The sequence below is a fragment of the Streptosporangium sp. NPDC049248 genome, from assembly GCF_040678965.1.
Classification (GTDB): domain Bacteria; phylum Actinomycetota; class Actinomycetes; order Streptosporangiales; family Streptosporangiaceae; genus Streptosporangium; species Streptosporangium fukuiense.
Genome location: NZ_JBFAQY010000016.1, coordinates 130,362 through 147,716, shown reverse-complemented (window position 1 = coordinate 147,716; position 17,355 = coordinate 130,362). Strand labels below are relative to the sequence as shown.

Here is a 17,355-nt window from a genome sequence, read left to right as displayed (position 1 = left end):
ATATGGCCCAAACTGCCGCACGCAATGGCCATAGGCGGACATCCGTGACAAGCGTCAAGTCGCAGGATCGCTGTCGCCGGTCCACATGGAGGAGAGGCCGCACAAATGTCAGCTCGTACACCCGAGGCAGAGCCGCTGCTCACCCCGGCGGAGGTCGCAACCATGTTCCGCGTCGATCCCAAGACCGTGACCCGGTGGGCGAAGGCGGGCAAGTTGACGTCCATCCGCACCCTGGGTGGACACCGCCGGTACCGGGAGACCGAGGTTCGCGCGCTGCTCGCGGGGATTCCGCAGCAGCGCTCAGAGTAAGACGGGGGCCGTCACTGACCTAGGGGGATTGGTGCGCGCTCACCCTGTGAGCGCGTAGGCCACACAGGTTTATGGGGAGCGGCGTCGCCCGCCCGGCGCCGCCCCAACCACATGCCCGATGTCCTTACGCCCGATGGCTTTCCCGGAGCGTGGATCAGCTCGTCTGGTCCCGGAGCAGGTTGTCCAGCAACTCGCCGACCCGCGGATCGTGCCTGGCCGCCACGCCGAGCAGCGCCACCATGTGGTCGACCAGCATGCGCTCCAGGGCCGGCCGCTCGATGTCGCGGTGCTCCAGCCAGTCGAGGCCCGCGGTCTCGACGGAGGCGATCCAGGAACGCAGCGTGATGCGGAGCGCGGGGCCGGGCTCCTCGACCCGCATCTGCTTCATGATCAGTATGAACAGCCGGTTCCTGACCGAGTCGACGATCTCCCCGATGTCACCGCTGCGGTTGGCGGGACCACCCCTGAGCAGCGCGGCGAAACCCGCCGCGTGCTCCTCCACGAAGTCGAAGTACCGGGTGAGGCCGCCGGCCAGCTCGTCCAGCGGACGGCCGTTCTCATGGGGCTTGAGCCTTGCCTCCAACTGGGCCGCGGCGCTTTTCAGCGCGGCGACGTAGAGCTCCTGCTTGCCGCCGAAGTAGTGGTAGACCAGAGCCCGCGACGCGCCGGCCGCGGAGGCCACGTCGTCGATCGACACGTCTTCCGCGTCCCGCCTGCTGAACAACTCCAGGGCCGCCGCCATGAGCTCCTCACGACGCCGGTCCACGCTGAGCCTGCGCCGCGCCGGCCGCGCGTCACCCGCCGCAGGTTTGGCCTGTTCGGCGGCTCCGGATGTCGAACCCACACCGTGAAGACTATCGGAGTCGGTACGCACGGCGTTGAGGTCAAGATCGGAGTTCCCTACCCCGGAGGCCGTACCCCATTCGGAACTCGATCGTTTTGAGTGACAGGTGCCCATCCACCATCGCGGGGGAGAGCCATGTCAGGACCGCCGGTCAACACCACCGTCACCCGAGCCCGCGGGTTCGCCGAGCCCGTCTTATCCGACGGCTGCGGACCACGCCCGAGACCCACGATCCGCAATGTGGCCGAACGCGCCGGTGTCTCCAAATCACTGGTATCGCTCGTCCTGCGCGGATCGCCACACGTCAGCGAGCATCGCAGGCAGGCCGTGCTCCAGGCGGCCAGAGACCTCGGCTACCGGCCCAACGCGGTCGCGCGCAGCCTGGTCGAGGGCCGTACCCACCTGGTCGGGGCGCTCGTCGCCGACCTGCACAACCCGTTCTACGCCGAGTTCCTGGACGGCCTGCAGGAGAGCCTGCACGGCGACGGGCTGAGGCTCCTCATCGGCAACAGCCAGTGGGACCCGGCCTTCGAGGACGAGGCGGTCGAGGCGTTCCTCGAACTGCGCGTCGACGGGCTCGTCCTGCTCGGCATCGCGCCCACCAGCGGGACGCTCATCGAGGCCACCGGCTACACGCCCACGGTCGTGGTGGGCGAGCGCGACATCGACCTCGGCGGCGTGGACATCGTCGTCGACGACGACCAACTCGGCGCCCGTCTGGCCGTCGACCACCTCGTGGAGCTCGGCCACCGCCGAATCGCCCACATAGAGGCCTCGGGCATCTCCTCCGGGCGCTTCCGGTGCGAGGGTTACCTGGTCGCGATGCGCAGGCACTCCCTGGCCCCGTACATCATGGTCGAGGAGGGGGCCTCCAGCGAGGAGGGCGGCGCGCGTGCCGCGCACAGCCTGCTCACCCGCGACCCCCGGCCCACAGCGATCTTCGCCGCCAACGATCTGGTGGCCATGGGCGTGCTCTCCGCCGCCGCCGAACTGGGCCTGCGGGTTCCCGAGGACCTGTCGGTGGTCGGATACGACAACATCCACCGTGCCGGGACCCAGCCGATCTCGCTGACCACCGTGGACCAGCCCCGCCGCGCCATGGGCCGTTCCGCGGCCGCGCTGCTGAACGACCGGATCGGCGACCCCGGCAAGGCCTCACGCCTGCGCCAGGTCGCGCCGCAGCTGGTCGTACGGAACAGCACGAGTGCCACCGAGCGCTGAAGCGCCTGCCTGGAGCGTGACAGGACGCCCAGGCAGGCTTCATCGACTCCCCAAAATCAGGTCAACATCGCGAACGCCGGTGTGCCGCCGGTGTTGACTCTGGCCGAGACGAGGGGGGTAACAATGCGTGATCCGGAACTGGTGTCATGCGCCCAGCGGGCCGCCGCCGAGCTTGAACGGGCGTGGGCGCACTGGCGGGCCGCCCGGGGCCGCGGCGGGGATGCCGGAGCCGAGTCCGTGGCCAGTTACGTGGCCCATTCGATCGACCATCCGTGGGGGCGTCCGCGCGTGGTCCTCGGACTGGACGCCGAGGACGCCAGGGAACTCGCCTCGCTCCTGCAGAAGCAGGAGGTCGGCGAGCACGCCTGGTAACAGAAGGTGACAGCCGGGTATATATCGCGACAATGGGCTAGCCATGTCGTCGCGCCGCGTAGGTTGGGTGGTCGACGACCTACCAGGGGGCGATGAGCGTGACCGGCAGAGCACTCGCGACGACCCTTGTCCTGTGCGGCCTGAGCGCCGCCGCCTGCGGTGGCACCACCGGCGGCGCGGACCCCGGGCGAGATCGCGTCCCAGCCCCCGCGGCGGCCGCCACCGCCGCCCAGCCCACGACCGGCGAGGCGACCGGCCTGGCAGCGGGCGCGGCGAGCGGGTCCGCACCCACTCCCACCGCGGCCCGCAAGCCGTTGAGCGGCAAGATCGTGGTCATCGACCCGGGTCACAACGGGCAGAACTACCGTCACCCCGCGGAGATCAACAAGCAGGTCGACGTGCTGACCCAGCGGAAGGCCTGCGACACCACCGGCACCGCCACCGCGAACGGCTACAGCGAGGCCGCCTTCACCTGGGACGTCTCCCAGCGCCTGGACAAGATCCTCAAGAGCCGGGGCGCGAAGGTGGTGCTGACCCGCGCGAACAACAACGGCTGGGGGCCGTGCATCACCCAGCGGGCCGCGATCGGCAACAAGGCCAAGGCGAACGCGGCGATCTCGGTTCACGCCGACGGGTCGGGCCCCGCCAACCACGGCTTCCACGTGATCATCCCGAAGAAGATCGGCGGCCCGGTCGACCCGGTGGTCAAGGACTCCGAGAAGCTCGGCATCGATGTGCGCAACGCCCTGAAGCGCGGCACCGACCTGTCGTACTCCACCTACATCGGCAAGGCCGCCCTGGACTACCGCAGCGACCTCGGCGGGCTGAACCTCTCCACGGTTCCCAAGATCTTCGTCGAGTGCGGCAACATGAAGAACCCGACCGAGGCGGCCAAGTTCCAGCAGGCGGCGTTCCGGCAGAAGATCGCGCTCTCCCTGGCCAACGGGCTGCAGCAGTACCTGACCCACTGAGGCCCGCTCAGCCTCCCGCCGGACCGGCCAGGCCCAGGGACCCGAGGTTGTCCTCGGCCGGGTGGCGGCGCGCGGCCGGACCGGCCGCGAAGGCCCGCAGGATGTTCCCGGTGGCCCTGCGGACGAAGGCGGCGGCCCGTTCCGTGACGCCGTGGCCGCAGCGGGCCCCCCGCATCGCGCACACCCAGCGCATCGTGCCCGAGGAGAACACGGCGGCGCCGCTCGGCACCGTGTAGTAGGCGCTGTGCGCGACCGTGGAGCGTCCGCCGCAGTCGACCGGGGAGACGGACAGGACCTCCATCGGGCGGGGCACGCCCGCGCCGACCCGGTCGGTCTCCACCCCCACCATGCCGGGGAAGGTGGTGCCGCGCCGCACCCCGGTCCCCTTGAAGATCCAGTTACCGGGACGCCAGACCACGTAGGCGGACTCGGAGGGGAAGCAGTCGTACATCGGGCCGGTCAGCGAGCTCTCCGGCCTGCCGGTCGCGCGCCACAGGACCGTGTGGGCGTCCTCGGCGGCGTCCTTGTGGCAGACGACCAGGCGGCGGTGGCCCAGAGGCGTCGCGGCGAAGCGGATCCGCCAGTACACGGCGTTGGCTCCGAGGAAGGCGAGGTTGGTGCCGTGGTCGCGGGCCGCCTCGACGGTGCGGCGCATGCGCGCCGACCAGTACTCGTCGTGGCCCAGGGAGACCAGGCCCCTCGCCCCGTCGAGGAGGTGCGGGTCGCGGTCGAGATCCGCGCTCGTGACGTAGGCGAGCGGGACACCGCTGCGCTCGGCGACCTCGATGGCGTCGCGTTCCATGTCCAGGAAGAGCCGCGCGCCCGATGTGTCGTAGGGGCGGTCGAAGCTGACCGCGCGGGACCTGTCGGTGAAACCGCCGGGCCCGCGGTAGAGGCTGCGGCCACCCCAGTCGTTGTACGCCTGCCAGGTGGTGACCGCGTTGACGACGACCAGGCGTGCCCTGGTGGAGGTGGACCTGACGGTGAGGGGCACGTAGCGACTGCCTCCGGTGGCGGCGTCCAGCCTGATCAGGTAGGAGCCCTCCGGCCAGCCGGAGGTGTCCACCTCGGGGCCCGGCCTCCAGTGGGCGGCGGTCACCGTGCGGGTGGCGGCGATCGTCCTGGCCGGGGCCTGCCTCATGCCGGGCAGCCCGCTCGCCCGCCAGACCTGCCTGGCCCCGGCTCCGCCGTACCAGCCCATCCGGAAGGCCCTGGCGGTGTAGCGGTCGGCGGTGGTCGAGACGTACAGCCGGAAGCTCTCTCCCGGCGGCACGCTCACCCGGTCGGCGAAGCCCTCGATCTCGTGCTCGGCACCGCGGTGGCGCACTCGCCAGTCCGGGGTGCCCGGCCTGGCGTTCTCGATCACGGTGGCGCTCCGTACCGCGGACGCCGACGCCGAGGGAGTGGGCGAGGGCGGCTCCGCGGGCCGCTCGACGGTGGCGCTGCATCCGGCGACCAGCAGTATCGCCATCAGGGTCATCAGCGGTTTACGGGCCGAATGCCGGGACGTCTGGAACATGAGCAGCAGCATGTCCAGCCGGGCGGTCCCCCGCGGTTCTCCCTCGCCGGACTTGGGTGGTTCTTGAGCTCATGATCCGGGTCGGCAAAGTAAAAGGCTTATCCGCCGATGGGTTTGGCATGATGCGAACCATGACTGACCTCCTGCCGCTTCCTGCCGCGTACACGCCTGTGGACGGCTCCCTCGGGCTCTCCCCCGGAGTCGGCGTCCGGGGCCCCGCCGAGCTGGTCGACGCGGTACGGCTCGCACTCGCCGTACTCGACCCGCGTCCGGACGAGGCGGGTGTGATCAGGGTGGAACCCGACGCGTCGCTCGGCGCCGAGTCGTACACCCTGGACGTGACGGCCCAGGGCGTGCGGATCGCGGCCGGAGACCGCGCCGGGGCCTTCTACGCGGGCCAGACGCTCAGGCAGCTGCTCCCCGCCGCGGCGTTCCGCACGGTGGCGAGGACGGGCTGGAGCGTCCCCCTCGGCCGGGTGCGGGACGCACCCCGGTTCTCCTGGCGCGGGGCGCACCTGGACGTGGCACGGCACTTCATGCCCAAGCGCGAGGTGCTCAGGATGGTCGACCTCATGGCGGCGCACAAGCTGAACCGCCTCCACCTGCACCTGGTGGACGACCAGGGCTGGCGGGTCGAGAGCCACAGGCACCCGCGGCTGCACGAGGTGGGCTCGCACCGCCCGCGCACGGTCACCAGCTACTACCGGGAGGACCTGACCTTCGACGAGGTGCCGCACGGCGGCTACTACACGCTGGACGACCTCGCCGAGATCGGCGCCTACGCGCGGGCCCGCGCCGTGACCGTCGTGCCGGAGATCGACGTGCCGGGACACGCGTCGGCGATCCTCGCCGCCCATCCCGAGCTGGACGCCCGCGCCACCGGGGGCCGGCGCCCCGAGCCCTTCCGGGTGCTGGAGCGCTGGGGCATCTCCCCCGCGATCCTGTCCCCGCTGCCCGGCACCGTCGACTTCCTGACCGACGTGTTCGACGAGATCCTGGAGGCGCTGGGCGAGACCCCGTACGTCCATATCGGCGGGGACGAATGTGTGCTCGACGACTGGGCCGCCTCCCCCGAGATCGTCGCCTTCCAGGCGGAGCTGGGGCTGGGGAACCTCACCGACCTGCACGCCTGGTTCCTGCGCCGGCTGGCGGACGTGCTGGCGACGCGTGGCAGCCGGGCCTTGGTGTGGGACGAGGCGTTCGTCAGCGGCATGCTCAGGCCCGACACGATCGTGATGCCCTGGCGCGGCCCCGGGGTGGCCAGGCGCGCCGCCGCGGCCGGGCACGACGTGGTACAGACTCCGGTCTTCCCGCTGTACTTCGACTACGCCGAGGCCGCGTCCGAGCTGGAGCCGGTGGCGATCGGCGACACGATCACCGTCTCCGACGTCGCGGCCTTCGCCCCGGCGCCGCAGGAGTGGACGGCCGGGGAGCGGGAGCGTGTGCTCGGGGCGCAGTTCCAGCTGTGGAGCGAGCGGCTGCCCGACGGGCGCGCGGTGGACTACCGGGCCTGGCCCCGGGGGTGCGCGCTGGCCGAGGTCACCTGGTCGGGCTCGGCCGGGGCCGGGTTCGACGCCCGGCTGGAGACGCATCTGGGCCGCCTCGACGCGCTCGGCGTCGAGTACCGGCCGCCGACCGGCCCGCGTCCCTGGCAGCTGGGCGGTACCGGCCATCGGCGGCACCGGCCGGGGGTCGTCAGGGCGGACGAGGCCATGAGGCATCTGGAGGAGAAGACCCACGACGCCGACTCGACCCGGCCGAGCCTCTGACCCCGGCCGACCGGGGCGGAGGAGCACCGACCGCCCTGGTCTGCCGGATGGGACCGGCGGCGGATCAGCCCGCCACCTGGTAGCCAGCCTCCTTGATGGCGGCGCGGATGGCCGCGTCGTCGGGAGAGTCGCCGGAGACGTCGACCCTGCCGGTCGCGAGGTCGACGTCGACACCGGTGACGCCGGAGACCTCGCCGACCTCCTCCTTGACCGAGCTCACGCAGTGGCCACAGGTCATGCCGGTGACGGTATATGTGATCACGCTCATCGTGCCTCCAATGCCCCAGGATTACCTACCCAGGGTATATCGCCTCCCGGGGCGGGTGGATCAGGCCGCGGTGCGGCCGATTATCTGCCGGAGGTCCACCACGCCGTGACGGCGGAGCCTGCGGGCGAGTTCGCGGTTGACGCGATGCGCCCAGAGGGGCCCCTCGTAGATCAGCGCACTGTAGCCCTGAACGAGCGTGGCCCCGGCGAGCAGGCGTTCCCAGACGTCGTCCACGTCCTCCACGCCGCCTACGGAGACGAGCACCAGGCGGTCGCCCACCCTCGCGCGCAGCCTGCGCAGCACTTCCAGGGACCTGGCCTTCAGCGGCCTGCCGGACAGGCCGCCGCTCTGCTGGGCCAGGTCACGCTCCGCGCCGGTCAGCGCCTGCCTGCCGATCGTGGTGTTGGTGGCGATGATGCCGTCGAGACCGAGCTCCAGGGCCAGGTCGGCGACCGCGTCCACATCGTCGTCCGCCAGGTCGGGCGCTATCTTGACCAGCAGCGGGGTGCGCTTGGGGGTGGCGTCGGCGACCTCCTTCACCGCCCGCAGCAGCGGGCCGAGCAGTTCCACGGCCTGGAGGTCGCGCAGCCCGGGGGTGTTGGGCGAGCTGACGTTGACGACCAGGTAGTCGGCCAGCGGAGCGAGCTTTCTGGCGCTGGTCACGTAGTCGTCGACGGCCCCCGACTCGGGCACCACCTTGGTCTTGCCGATGTTGACGCCGACGATCGCCGGAACGCCCCTGGGCCTGCTCAGCAGCCGGGCCGCCGCGGAGGCTCCGGCGTTGTTGAAACCCATCCTGTTGATGATCGCCCGGTTTCCCACAAGGCGGAACAGCCGGGGCCGGGCGTTGCCCGGCTGCGCGTGGGCGGTGATCGTGCCGACCTCGACGTGGCCGAAGCCGAGCGCGGACACGGCCTCCACACAGCCGGCGTCCTTGTCGAAGCCGGCCGCCAGCCCGAACGGGCCGGGGAAGTGCACGCCGAAGGCCTGCACGCGCAGTGCGGGATCGCGCGGCGCGAGGCTGCGGTGGAGCAGCCTCTTGACCACGGGCATGACCGAGAGGGCGCGGAGCGCGCGCACCGTCAGATGGTGCGCGTCCTCCGCGTCGAGGCGGCTGAGGACCTGCGAGAAGACGAATCTGTACATCACCGATCAGGTTAGTGCCGACTCGCGCCGACCAGGTCACCGGTGTGCCTGATCAGCGGGCATTCGCCGGGTTCAGCCCCAAGACGTGAGCAGGATCACCGCATCTCTCCGGCTCCCTCACCGAGCAGTTCGGCCGCGAGGTCGGCGACCCGGCGACGGCTGTCCCTGGCCTGCTTGCGCAGCCCGGTGAAGGCCTGGGTGGCGGTCAGGTCGTGCTTTCCCATCAGGTAGCCGATCGCCCGCTCGATGACCACGCGGTAGTCGAGGGCGTACTGGAGCTGCTCGGCCAGCGCGCTCTTCTCCTCGGCGGCCATCGCGGCGGCGAGCAGTTGCTCGATCACGTCCGCATAGCCGTAGAGGGCTTGAATGTCCGACTCATCCCACTGGTAAACCGTGGCCTGGTAGACGTTCAACGTACCCACCGGCTCGCTGCCGAGCCGGACGGGCACCCCTGCCACCGCCCGCACCTCCAGGTGGAGCCGGTCGGCGAGCTTCGGCCAGCGCGGGTCGACACGCACGTCGCTCGAGGTCACCGCACAATTCTCTTCAAACGCGGAAATGCACGGTCCCTGACCAAGATGGAGCTGCGCGCCCTCAAGACTCCGCCCCGGGTCGTCGGTGGCGACCAAATAGCGAAGATCCTTGCCCTCCTCCGCGAACATCAGCCCCGCACCCGAATATCCGAACAGCGAGTTCACCACGTCCACGGCACGCTCCAGCTGATGGACTATGCCTATGGCGGGCGAGGTCGTCCTGAGCTTTCTCAAGCTCGCGACCAGCGCTTCCGGATCAATGTGAGTCATATGCGGGGCGCCTTTCAGCGTCGACCTGGTTACTTGACATGCACACTACGACTGCCCAGAAATAGGAGATCTATTGGCCAGCGCCTGGAGAACCATCACCATGAGCTCGCCGAGGCGTTCCCCGGCCCGGACTTTCGCGGGTTGCCATTCATGGCTCATCCGGTCGTAGAAATTCAGGGTGCCGATCAGCCGTTCCTCGGTTCGCAACGGCACCGAGAGCACCGCGCGGACCTCCGAGACCCGCGCGGCCACGCCGGGGAACCCGAGGGGCCTGGCCGCCCTCAGGTCGTCGACCGTGACGTCCTCCCCCCGGGCCAGGCTCTCGATGGCCGGCCCGGAGCCGATCTGCTCCTGGATCAGCTCCAGGCGCCGGCCGTGGTCGTCGGAACCGCCGATCGCCCGCAACCGGTCGTGGTCGTCAATCAGCATGAGCGCCGCGCCGTCGGCGCCGAGAACGTCGGCCAGCGCACCGAGGGTGCGATCGATGAGCCGGGAGAATTCGAGGACCTGTGTCATGGGCGGGCTTCCTCCACGTCGAGGTAGCTCCGCGGACACAGGGCGGAATGATCTGCGGATCAGAGCCTAGTGCTGCCCGATGACTCCGGCCAAGCGGTTCCTTTCCCCGGCCGCATATCGCCGTCAACACATCGTCAAGCGTTCGGCAAACAGAGATCGGCAGGGTGGACCGCATGAACACCCTGTCACGTTCGGCCATCGCCCGGCGGCGGCGCACCCTGGCGCACACCGTGCTCCGCGACCTCACGGAAACCGGTGACGTCACGGTCCCTGTCTGGTGGGAGGAGGAGATCCAGCGGGAGTTCGGCGGGCTCGGCGGGTTTCTGGCCGAGCTGAGCCGGCAGTGGTGGACCGCCTACGCCGCACACCTGGACGCGCTGATCGAGCTCGGCGTCGACGACCCCTCCCAGGCGTGGGACGACGTCGCGGCACAGATGCCGCGGCTGCGGGCCGTCCTCGACGCCTACACGGACGAGGCGTCGCTCGCCGAGGCCGAGCGACGGCACTGCGACGTCCTGCGCTGGACCACCCGGCGCGAATCCAAGCCCGCGGCCTGAGGCTTTACCCGGGGTGAAAAGAATATTCACCGGAAATCGGGTAGCCATGAACGATGGTTCGATCTGTCCAAGGTGAGTCACCACCGCACGGAAATCCCGATGATCACTCCGCCGACCTGCGCCTGGGCATACGCCTGACGCTGGCGGTGGTGGCAGTGGCGATCTTCACGGTGCCGTTCGTGGTCCTGCTCGTACTTGTGAAGACCTCCTCCTCACCGCTCAGGAGCTTCGACGAGGGCATCGCCCTCCAGCTGCACGCCCAGGCACTGGAGCACCCCGGCTACACGGCCTTCCTCAACGTGGCGACCGAGGTGTTCGGCCCCTGGACATGGCGTGGGCTGGTGCTGCTGACCGCCGCCTGGCTCTGGTACCGGGGCGCGCCGCGGCTGGCCGTCTGGGCGGTCGCCACGATCACCTTCGGCGGCCTGCTGAACCTCGCGGTCAAGGGGATCGTCGACCGCGCCCGGCCCGACCTGCCCGATCCGGTGGCCTCGGCGCCCGGCGCCTCCTTCCCCTCCGGCCACGCGATGGGCGCCGCGCTGGGTGCGTGCATCCTCGTGCTCATCCTGCTGCCCTTCCTGCGGACTCCGGCCTCCCGGATCGCCGCCTGGATCGTCGCGGCGGTCATCGTGGTGTTCGTCGCCTACAGCCGGGTGGCGCTCGGCGTCCACTGGACCAGTGACGTCGTCGCCGGGGTCGCGCTGGGCGTGGTGGTCGTGGTGGGAACGGCCGTGGGCTTCGAGGCCTGGCGCCGGGGAGAGGGCCGCAAACCCGTCGAACCGCCCATGGAAGGCATCGAACCCGAGGCGTTCCGGTGAGGCCATTCGGGGTAGCTGGCGCGCCATGTCGAAAATGTCGGTGGACTTCAAAGGCGTGACGCGCCTCATCCTGGTACCGCTGGCCATCATGGCCGTCCTGACGATCGGTGTCGGACTCCTCATCACCAAGGTCCTGCAGACGACGACCCTCGTGGCGAACGATCAGGGGGTCAACGAGCAGCTGGCCCAGGGCCGCACCGCCTACTGGAGTTCGATCACCGATGTGATGTCGGGCCTGTCCGACACCCCGGTGATCATCACTGCGACCGCGTTGCTCGTCATCGGCTTCCGGCTGGTCTTCAGGCGCTGGAACGAATCGATCTTCCTCGCGCTGGCGGTCTTCTCCCAGTCGGCGATCTTCCTGCTGGCCACCGTCTTCGCCCAGCGCAAGCGGCCCGCCGTCGAGCATCTCGACCCCGCCCCGCCCACCTCCAGCTTCCCCTCGGGCCACACCAGCGCCGCTGTCGCCTTCTACTGCGGCGTCGCCCTGGTGCTGACCGTCCACACCCACCGCTACAAGATCCTGAACGTGCTGTGGTGGCTGGTCGGCCTGGGCGTCCCCCTCGGCATCGGCTACTCGCGCATGTACCGCGGCATGCACCACCTGAGCGACGTGAGCTGGGGCTTCCTGCTCGGCCTGGTCTGCATCGCGGTGGCGGCCAACGCGCTGCTGTTCCGCCCGGTGGTGCGGGAGAGGGAGAAGGCCCCGAGGCCATCGGGAGCCGCCCGGTCGTACCGGGAATCAGCCGGGGGGTGAGAGAGACATTCCCCACCCACGGGGTCGCTTCACATGAGACCGTTATGAAGCAGCGTCACCAAGTCTCACACCTGTCACTTGGGGTCGCTCAATGATCGCCCTGCGCTACGAAGTAAGATAGAAACCCCAATAGGGAGATTCACCTCTCTCCGGCGGGGCACGAACAGCCAGCCGGCCGGACAGAGAGACGTTCGACGGCTACCCTCAAGGAAGGAAGCCGGTCCATGGATCATCAATCCGTCGTCTGCGCCAAATGTACGGGCGTTCTCCTCGCCACCGACTCTCGCACCTACACGGCGCAGCGGGGTCGCCTGATCCTGACCAACGGCTACTGCGGTTGCCCTGCCACGCAGGCCCCTGCCGAGCAGGTCGCCGAGCAGCAGCCCCAGCCCGTCGCGGAACAGCCCGTGTACACCCCTCAGCAGAACGCGCAGCCCGCAGGCCAGAACTCGATGGTGGTCGCCTAGCGACATCCCCGGAGGGAGCGGTCGCGGCGTCGGGGGGCGTGCGCGACGGCTCGGCCACTCAGCGGCCCCGTGTGTTCAGCCGCTGAGTCCCCAGGCCAGCACCACCGACAGACCGCTCGTCGCGAGCAGGCCGACGAGCACGACTATCGCAATCACCCGACGGTTCATACCCGAAAGCCTAGCCAGGCCGTTCGGGTGCTCTCGTACGTCCGCGTGCGGTCATGACCGCCGCTACGTCGGCCAGGCGGTCGGGATGAACTGCTCTCGCTCCGCGCGGATGATGTGGATCACCGCGTTGATGAGTGCCAGGTGGGTGAACGCCTGGGGAAAGTTGCCGAGGTGGCGCCCGGTCACCGGATCGATCTCCTCGGCGTAGAGTCCGAGGGCACTGGCGAAGGAGAGGACCCGTTCGCAGAGCCTGCGGGCCCGGGTGTACTCCCCGATGTCGACCAGCGCCGAGACGAGCCAGAACGAGCAGATCGTGAAGGTGCCCTCCTCGCCCGACATGCCGTCGTCCGTGTGCTCCGTCCTGTAGCGCAGGACCAGGTCGTCGGCGGTCAGCTCGTCGGCGATGGCCAGAACGGTGGCGCGGACCCGGGGGTCGCTGGGCGGCAGGAAGTGCACCAGCGAGACGAGCAGGAGTGACGCGTCGAGAGCGTCGGTGTCGTAGTGCTGCTTGAACACGCCTCGCTCGCTGACGCCGTTGGCGCACACGTCGACGTGGATCTCGTCGGCGATCGCCTGCCAGCGCGTGGCCAGCTCGAACTCCTCCCTGAGCAGGGCGAGCCGGGTGCCCCTGTCGATCGCCACCCAGCACATGATCTTCGAGGAGGTGAAGTGCCGCGGCTCTCCGCGCACCTCCCAGATGCCCCGGTCGGGCTCCTGCCAGTGTCTGATGGCCGACTCGACCTGCCGCTTCAGGACGGGCCAGATCCGCTCGTCCAGGCGGTCCCGCGACCGGGTGTGGATGTAGAAGGAGTCGAGGACGGCGCCCCAGACGTCGTTCTGGCGGTGCTGGTAGGCGTCGTTGCCGATCCGGACGGGCCTGGCGCCCTCGTACCCGTGAAGATGGTCGAGGATGTGCTCCTCCAGCTCGCGCTCGCCGTCGACGCCGTACATGACCTGGAGCTCCTCGTCCCGTTCCGCGACGTCGGCGATGAACCAGAAGAAGTCGTCTGCCTCCCAGTCGAAGCCCAGCGTGTAGAGGCCCCAGAGGGCGAGGGTCGAGTCCCTGATCCAGGAGTAGCGGTAGTCCCAGTTGCGGCTGCCCCCCGGGGTCTCGGGCAGGGAGGTGGTCGCCGCCGCGATGAGCGCGCCCGTCGGGGCGAAGGTCAGGCCCTTGAGGGTGAGTGCACTGCGCTCCAGGTAGCTCCGCCAGTGGTGGTCGGGAAAGTTTCCCCTGGCGAGCCAGTGCTGCCAGTGGTGGGCGGTCCACACCAGCCGCTCGTAGGCCTCCGTGAAGGTGTACGGCGGCTCGTGCATCGTCCACGACAGCGCGCAGAAGCGCGTGTCCCCCTCCTTGAGGAGGGTGCGCGCCGTCGCCCGCCCGGCCTCGAACCCCAGCCGCAGGTCCGTGGTGAGTTTGAGCTCCAGACTCTGCCCCGCCGCCCTCGCGACACCCTGGTGGTAGCCCCTGTCGGTGTACGACCAGCGGGCGGGGATGCGGCCGTAGTCGAACATCGGCTCGCAGCCGAGCGTGACCTGTGCCTCCCCGCTGACGCAGCGCACCGTGCGGAGCAGCACATGGGAGGCGTCGTAGTCGGTCGGCGCCCTCCGATGCGTGTGGGAGAGCTCCTCGTGGTGGTGCCAGGGTCCGACCAGGAGCAGGTCGCGCACGATGATCCAGCCGGTGGGCGTGCCCCAGCTCGTCTCCAGGATCATGGTGCCGGGCAGGTAGCGGCGCGCGGCGGGCACCCTCATGTCCGCGGGACCGAACCGGAAGCCTCCCGCGCCCCGGTCCAGGATGGCGGCGAAGACGCTGGGGGAGTCCATCCTGGGCAGGCAGAGCCACTCGACGTTCCCGCTCGGCGCGACCAGCGCGGTGACCTCGCAGTCGGACAGGAACGCGTACTCGGCGATGGGCGGGAAAGGGGAGGGGCCGTGCGGCGCGCTCATCGATGGATTCGCGGTCATAAGCCCTTTCCTCTCCTCGGCCGCCCTGCTGGGAACGGCTGTCACCTGCCGGACATATCCGCTCGTCACGCCCACCGGTTCCGAGATTTCCGGCCCGCGGCGGGGAACCGGGCTGTCCGCTTCGCCAGGCCCCCCGCCCGCCGGCCCCCCGGGTCAGGTGGTGGTCTCCACCATCTCCTGGAATTCCCCGGGAAGCTGTGCCAGAACATGGTGGAAAACCCCACACCCCGCCACGGTGTGAACGAAGTCCCTGTATTCCATGTCGTCCCCCTCGACCGGCTAGCCTTCCCGGTCGGTGCGAGAATGAACGCCCAGGTCACGACCTGTGTCCACTTCCCGGGGGAGCCGTCTACCTCGCCCCGGCGCGGTACTCCTGCGGGCTGACCCCGCGTACCCGTTTGAAGGCCGTGCTGAGCGCGAACGAACTGCCGTACCCGACCTGAGCGGCCACCGCGCCGACCGTGGCGTCGGTCTCGCGCAGCAGGTCGGCGGCCATGGCCAGCCGCCAGCCGGTGAGGAAGGCCATCGGTGACTCGCCGACCAGCTCGGTGAAGCGACGGGCCAGGGCCGCGCGGGAGACGCCGGCCCCGGCTGCCAGGGCGGCCACGGTCCAGGGGTGGGCGGGGTTGTTGTGCAGCATGCGCAGGGCCTTGCCCACCACGGGATCGCTGTGGGCGCGGTACCAGGCGGGGGCCCCGGCCTCGGGACGGGAGAACCAGGCCCGCAGGACGGCGATGAGCAGCAGGTCGAGCAGCCGGTCCAGAACGGCCTCCTGACCCGGCTCGTCCTTGACGATCTCGTCGGCGAGCAGCGGGATGATGGGGCAGCTCCAGGCGCCTTCCGGCAGGACCAGCAGCGTGGGCAGCGCCTCCAGCAGACGCCGGCTGATCTCCCCGCGCATCTGGTAGGCGCCGGTGAGGATCACCGCCGACCCGTCGGGGCTGTTGCCCCAGGTGCGGACGCCCAGGTCCATCGCCTGGGCCAGGTCCCGCCCGTCGAGGGTGGTGCAGTGCTGCCCGGGGTGGATCACCACCTGGGGAGGCGTGGCCGGGTCGTCGGCGACGGTGTAGGGATCGGGACCACGGATGATCGCGACGTCCCCGGGCCCCAGGCGCACCGCTTCGCCGCCGTCGGGGACCACCCACGCCTCGCCCCGCACCATGGCCGCCAGGGCGAGCGGCGCCCGATCCCGGATGCGGAGGGACCAGGGCGGGCTCAGGATCGAGCGGAGCAGGAACGCTCCCCGGGCTCTCGGCCCGTCCAGGAGGTCGGTGAGTGCGTCCACGGATTCACCCTAGACGCTGAAACATGGAATCGAGCTTCTCAGCCATGGACCGTCTCACCGTTACCCGGTTCACTGACGGTATGAGGGAGCCCGGGATTTCACCGGCTACACGCACGAGGCCACCGACACCGGCGTCTGGGGCGGCCGGCGGGGCGCACGGGCGCCGCCCCGCTCGGGTTCCCGCCCCCGGCGGGGGCGAGCGTGTCCGATCCCGCTGGAATTTCGACGACGGTCATGGAGGATGTGATGTTGATGCTGTTCCGGGGCGTCGCGCTGGTCGCGGCGACGATCACCGTGGGGCTCATGGCGGGCCTCTTCTACGCCTACACCTGCTCCGTCATGCCCGGCCTGGGCCGGACGGACGACCGGACCTTCGTCGGCGCCATGCAGCGGATCAACGTGGCGATCCTCAACGGCTGGTTCGCCGTCTGCTTCGGCGGCGCGCTGGTGCTGACCGTCCTGGCCGCGCTGCTCCACCTGCACCGGGAGGGACGCCCCATGCTGCCCTGGATCGTGGCCGCGCTCGTCCTGTACGCGGTGGTGCTCGTCATCACCATGCGGGTCAACGTGCCGCTCAACAACGCGCTCGACGCCGCCGGGGAGCCCGACGGCGTCGCCGACCTCGCGGCGGTGCGCGAGCGGTTCGAGGCGGTGTGGGTTCGCTGGAACCTCGCCCGCACCGTGGCGTGCGTCGCCGCCTTCGGCTGCCTCACCTGGGCCCTCGTGCTGTACGGGCGCATCGGGCCGCCGGGCGGCTCGTGACAGACGCACCGTTCGAGCCCGTGGCGCCGCCGCCGATCACCACAACGTCCATGGTCTCACCGGGCAGTACGTCGCTCGCGTAGCGGGAAGTCCGCACAGACATGTCGCACCCTCTCCTCGTGCGTGGCCCCGGCCGTTCCGGGCCTTCCGCACACGACGTTAAACGCGCTTTGCGGAAAAGGCATATGATATTGCGTATGACGCAAGAAAATGGAGAGCTGGACGGCCTCGTACGCAAACGCATCCGCGCCCTGCGGGTCGCGCAGGGCTGGTCCCTGGAAGAACTGGCCACCCGCGCCAACCTCAGCCAGTCCTCACTGAGCCGCATCGAGAACGGTCAGCGCCGCCTCGCCCTGGACCAGCTCGTCACCCTCGCCCGAGCCCTGGACACCACCCTCGACCAGCTCGTCGAGACCGCCACCGACGACGTCGTCACCAGCCCGATGATCGACGGCGCCCACGGCCTGATGCGCTGGCCGGTGAAGGCCGACCCCGGCATGAGCGTGGTACGCCAGCGCATGACCGAGCCACCGCCCGACAACCCCGCCCGCATGCGCGCCCACCCCGGCCGGGAATGGCTGGTCGTACTCTCCGGCACCGCGATCCTCATGCTGGGCCACCGGCGCTTCCGCCTCGAGACCAACCAGGCCGCCGAGTTCCCCACCATGATGCCGCACGCCATCGGCGCCGAAGGCGGGCCGTGTGAGGTTCTGGGCATCTTCGACCGCGATGCCCGCCGCGGACACCAGCGCGACACCCCTGACATCCGCGAATGACGGCGACGCGCGCCCTCGGCACGGGTGCGTCTTGCGCGTCGGGCACCGCCACACGCTGACAT

Annotated in this window: 18 protein-coding genes and 1 pseudogene; 11 read left to right on the top strand and 8 right to left on the bottom strand. The window is 70.1% G+C overall.

Annotated features, from left to right (window positions below; all coding sequences use genetic code 11):
- Positions 1-105: 105 nt before the first annotated feature.
- Positions 106-309: a developmental transcriptional regulator BldC gene (bldC, locus tag AB0K21_RS26955; RefSeq protein WP_013133571.1), complete on the top strand. Its 204-nt coding sequence runs from the start codon at positions 106-108 to the stop codon at positions 307-309.
- Positions 310-928: 619 nt separating this feature from the next.
- On the opposite strand, the pseudogene AB0K21_RS26950 reads toward bldC, so the two are convergent.
- Positions 929-1,051: pseudogene (locus AB0K21_RS26950) on the bottom strand (helix-turn-helix domain-containing protein); the annotation flags it as partial.
- Between the two features lie 342 nt (positions 1,052-1,393).
- Here AB0K21_RS26950 and AB0K21_RS26945 point away from each other — a divergent pair.
- The 3 genes from AB0K21_RS26945 to AB0K21_RS26935 all read left to right on the top strand — a co-directional run bounded on the left by AB0K21_RS26945 (position 1,394) and on the right by AB0K21_RS26935 (position 3,717).
- Positions 1,394-2,374 carry a LacI family DNA-binding transcriptional regulator gene (locus AB0K21_RS26945; protein ID WP_343972713.1) on the top strand — a complete coding sequence of 327 codons (981 nt, stop codon included), beginning with the start codon at positions 1,394-1,396 and terminating at the stop codon, positions 2,372-2,374.
- 123 nt (positions 2,375-2,497) lie between these two features.
- On the top strand, positions 2,498-2,746 hold the full coding sequence (locus tag AB0K21_RS26940) for a hypothetical protein (RefSeq protein WP_343972710.1): 249 nt from the start codon (positions 2,498-2,500) through the stop codon (positions 2,744-2,746).
- 92 nt (positions 2,747-2,838) lie between these two features.
- Positions 2,839-3,717: an N-acetylmuramoyl-L-alanine amidase gene (locus AB0K21_RS26935; protein ID WP_343972707.1), complete on the top strand. Its 879-nt coding sequence runs from the start codon at positions 2,839-2,841 to the stop codon at positions 3,715-3,717.
- A gap of 7 nt (positions 3,718-3,724) precedes the next feature.
- Here AB0K21_RS26935 and AB0K21_RS26930 read toward each other — a convergent pair whose 3' ends face one another.
- A complete protein-coding gene (locus tag AB0K21_RS26930; RefSeq protein WP_364154276.1) occupies positions 3,725-5,236 on the bottom strand; it encodes a N,N-dimethylformamidase beta subunit family domain-containing protein in 1,512 nt (503 codons plus the stop codon).
- A gap of 131 nt (positions 5,237-5,367) precedes the next feature.
- On the opposite strand from AB0K21_RS26930, the gene AB0K21_RS26925 reads away from it, so the two are divergent.
- The gene (locus tag AB0K21_RS26925) at positions 5,368-7,005 is read left to right on the top strand and encodes a beta-N-acetylhexosaminidase (RefSeq protein WP_343972701.1); all 1,638 of its coding nucleotides are present in this window, start codon (positions 5,368-5,370) and stop codon (positions 7,003-7,005) included.
- Between the two features lie 64 nt (positions 7,006-7,069).
- On the opposite strand, the gene AB0K21_RS26920 is transcribed toward AB0K21_RS26925, so the two are convergent.
- From AB0K21_RS26920 to AB0K21_RS26905, 4 genes are all read right to left on the bottom strand, one after another.
- The gene (locus AB0K21_RS26920; RefSeq protein WP_343972698.1) at positions 7,070-7,273 is read right to left on the bottom strand and encodes a copper ion binding protein; all 204 of its coding nucleotides are present in this window, start codon (positions 7,271-7,273) and stop codon (positions 7,070-7,072) included.
- Between the two features lie 60 nt (positions 7,274-7,333).
- On the bottom strand, positions 7,334-8,419 hold the full coding sequence (locus AB0K21_RS26915) for a quinone-dependent dihydroorotate dehydrogenase (RefSeq protein WP_343972696.1): 1,086 nt from the start codon (positions 8,417-8,419) through the stop codon (positions 7,334-7,336).
- Between the two features lie 95 nt (positions 8,420-8,514).
- A complete protein-coding gene (locus AB0K21_RS26910) occupies positions 8,515-9,222 on the bottom strand; it encodes a GAF and ANTAR domain-containing protein (RefSeq protein WP_343972693.1) in 708 nt (235 codons plus the stop codon).
- A gap of 45 nt (positions 9,223-9,267) precedes the next feature.
- Complete coding sequence (locus AB0K21_RS26905) at positions 9,268-9,738, bottom strand: GAF domain-containing protein (RefSeq protein ID WP_364154270.1); 471 nt, start codon at positions 9,736-9,738, stop codon at positions 9,268-9,270.
- A 173-nt stretch (positions 9,739-9,911) separates the two neighbouring features.
- Between AB0K21_RS26905 and AB0K21_RS26900 the strand changes: the two genes are divergently transcribed.
- From AB0K21_RS26900 to AB0K21_RS26885, 4 genes are all read left to right on the top strand, one after another.
- Positions 9,912-10,295: a hypothetical protein gene (locus tag AB0K21_RS26900; RefSeq protein ID WP_364154267.1), complete on the top strand. Its 384-nt coding sequence runs from the start codon at positions 9,912-9,914 to the stop codon at positions 10,293-10,295.
- Between the two features lie 53 nt (positions 10,296-10,348).
- Positions 10,349-11,113, top strand: a complete 765-nt coding sequence (locus AB0K21_RS26895) for a phosphatase PAP2 family protein (RefSeq protein WP_343972684.1) — start codon at positions 10,349-10,351, stop codon at positions 11,111-11,113.
- Positions 11,114-11,138: 25 nt separating this feature from the next.
- Entirely contained in the window at positions 11,139-11,870 is a 732-nt protein-coding gene (locus AB0K21_RS26890) for a phosphatase PAP2 family protein (protein WP_343972681.1), read from the top strand.
- A 224-nt stretch (positions 11,871-12,094) separates the two neighbouring features.
- The gene (locus AB0K21_RS26885; RefSeq protein ID WP_343972678.1) at positions 12,095-12,337 is read left to right on the top strand and encodes a hypothetical protein; all 243 of its coding nucleotides are present in this window, start codon (positions 12,095-12,097) and stop codon (positions 12,335-12,337) included.
- Positions 12,338-12,568: 231 nt separating this feature from the next.
- On the opposite strand, the gene AB0K21_RS26880 is transcribed toward AB0K21_RS26885, so the two are convergent.
- A complete protein-coding gene (locus AB0K21_RS26880; RefSeq protein WP_343972675.1) occupies positions 12,569-14,470 on the bottom strand; it encodes a glycoside hydrolase family 15 protein in 1,902 nt (633 codons plus the stop codon).
- Positions 14,471-14,819: 349 nt separating this feature from the next.
- Positions 14,820-15,755 carry an AraC family transcriptional regulator gene (locus AB0K21_RS26875; RefSeq protein WP_343972672.1) on the bottom strand — a complete coding sequence of 312 codons (936 nt, stop codon included), beginning with the start codon at positions 15,753-15,755 and terminating at the stop codon, positions 14,820-14,822.
- A gap of 246 nt (positions 15,756-16,001) precedes the next feature.
- Between AB0K21_RS26875 and AB0K21_RS26870 the strand changes: the two genes are divergently transcribed.
- Positions 16,002-16,517, top strand: a complete 516-nt coding sequence (locus tag AB0K21_RS26870; RefSeq protein WP_343972669.1) for an anthrone oxygenase family protein — start codon at positions 16,002-16,004, stop codon at positions 16,515-16,517.
- A 197-nt stretch (positions 16,518-16,714) separates the two neighbouring features.
- Entirely contained in the window at positions 16,715-17,293 is a 579-nt protein-coding gene (locus tag AB0K21_RS26865) for an XRE family transcriptional regulator (protein WP_343972666.1), read from the top strand.
- Positions 17,294-17,355 lie beyond the last annotated feature (62 nt).

Bases quoted from the DNA above. Each gene is read 5' to 3' on its own strand.
- bldC (WP_013133571.1), top strand. From the start codon at position 106: ATGTCAGCTCGTACACCCGAGGCAGAGCCGCTGCTCACCCCGGCGGAG.
- AB0K21_RS26940 (WP_343972710.1), top strand. From the start codon at position 2,498: ATGCGTGATCCGGAACTGGTGTCATGCGCCCAGCGGGCCGCCGCCGAG.
- AB0K21_RS26935 (WP_343972707.1), top strand. From the start codon at position 2,839: ATGAGCGTGACCGGCAGAGCACTCGCGACGACCCTTGTCCTGTGCGGC.
- AB0K21_RS26930 (WP_364154276.1), bottom strand. From the start codon at position 5,236: ATGTTCCAGACGTCCCGGCATTCGGCCCGTAAACCGCTGATGACCCTG.
- AB0K21_RS26925 (WP_343972701.1), top strand. From the start codon at position 5,368: ATGACTGACCTCCTGCCGCTTCCTGCCGCGTACACGCCTGTGGACGGC.
- AB0K21_RS26920 (WP_343972698.1), bottom strand. From the start codon at position 7,273: ATGAGCGTGATCACATATACCGTCACCGGCATGACCTGTGGCCACTGC.
- AB0K21_RS26915 (WP_343972696.1), bottom strand. From the start codon at position 8,419: ATGTACAGATTCGTCTTCTCGCAGGTCCTCAGCCGCCTCGACGCGGAG.
- AB0K21_RS26910 (WP_343972693.1), bottom strand. From the start codon at position 9,222: ATGACTCACATTGATCCGGAAGCGCTGGTCGCGAGCTTGAGAAAGCTC.
- AB0K21_RS26905 (WP_364154270.1), bottom strand. From the start codon at position 9,738: ATGACACAGGTCCTCGAATTCTCCCGGCTCATCGATCGCACCCTCGGT.
- AB0K21_RS26900 (WP_364154267.1), top strand. From the start codon at position 9,912: ATGAACACCCTGTCACGTTCGGCCATCGCCCGGCGGCGGCGCACCCTG.
- AB0K21_RS26895 (WP_343972684.1), top strand. From the start codon at position 10,349: ATGGTTCGATCTGTCCAAGGTGAGTCACCACCGCACGGAAATCCCGAT.
- AB0K21_RS26890 (WP_343972681.1), top strand. From the start codon at position 11,139: ATGTCGAAAATGTCGGTGGACTTCAAAGGCGTGACGCGCCTCATCCTG.
- AB0K21_RS26885 (WP_343972678.1), top strand. From the start codon at position 12,095: ATGGATCATCAATCCGTCGTCTGCGCCAAATGTACGGGCGTTCTCCTC.
- AB0K21_RS26880 (WP_343972675.1), bottom strand. From the start codon at position 14,470: ATGACCGCGAATCCATCGATGAGCGCGCCGCACGGCCCCTCCCCTTTC.
- AB0K21_RS26870 (WP_343972669.1), top strand. From the start codon at position 16,002: ATGTTGATGCTGTTCCGGGGCGTCGCGCTGGTCGCGGCGACGATCACC.
- AB0K21_RS26865 (WP_343972666.1), top strand. From the start codon at position 16,715: ATGACGCAAGAAAATGGAGAGCTGGACGGCCTCGTACGCAAACGCATC.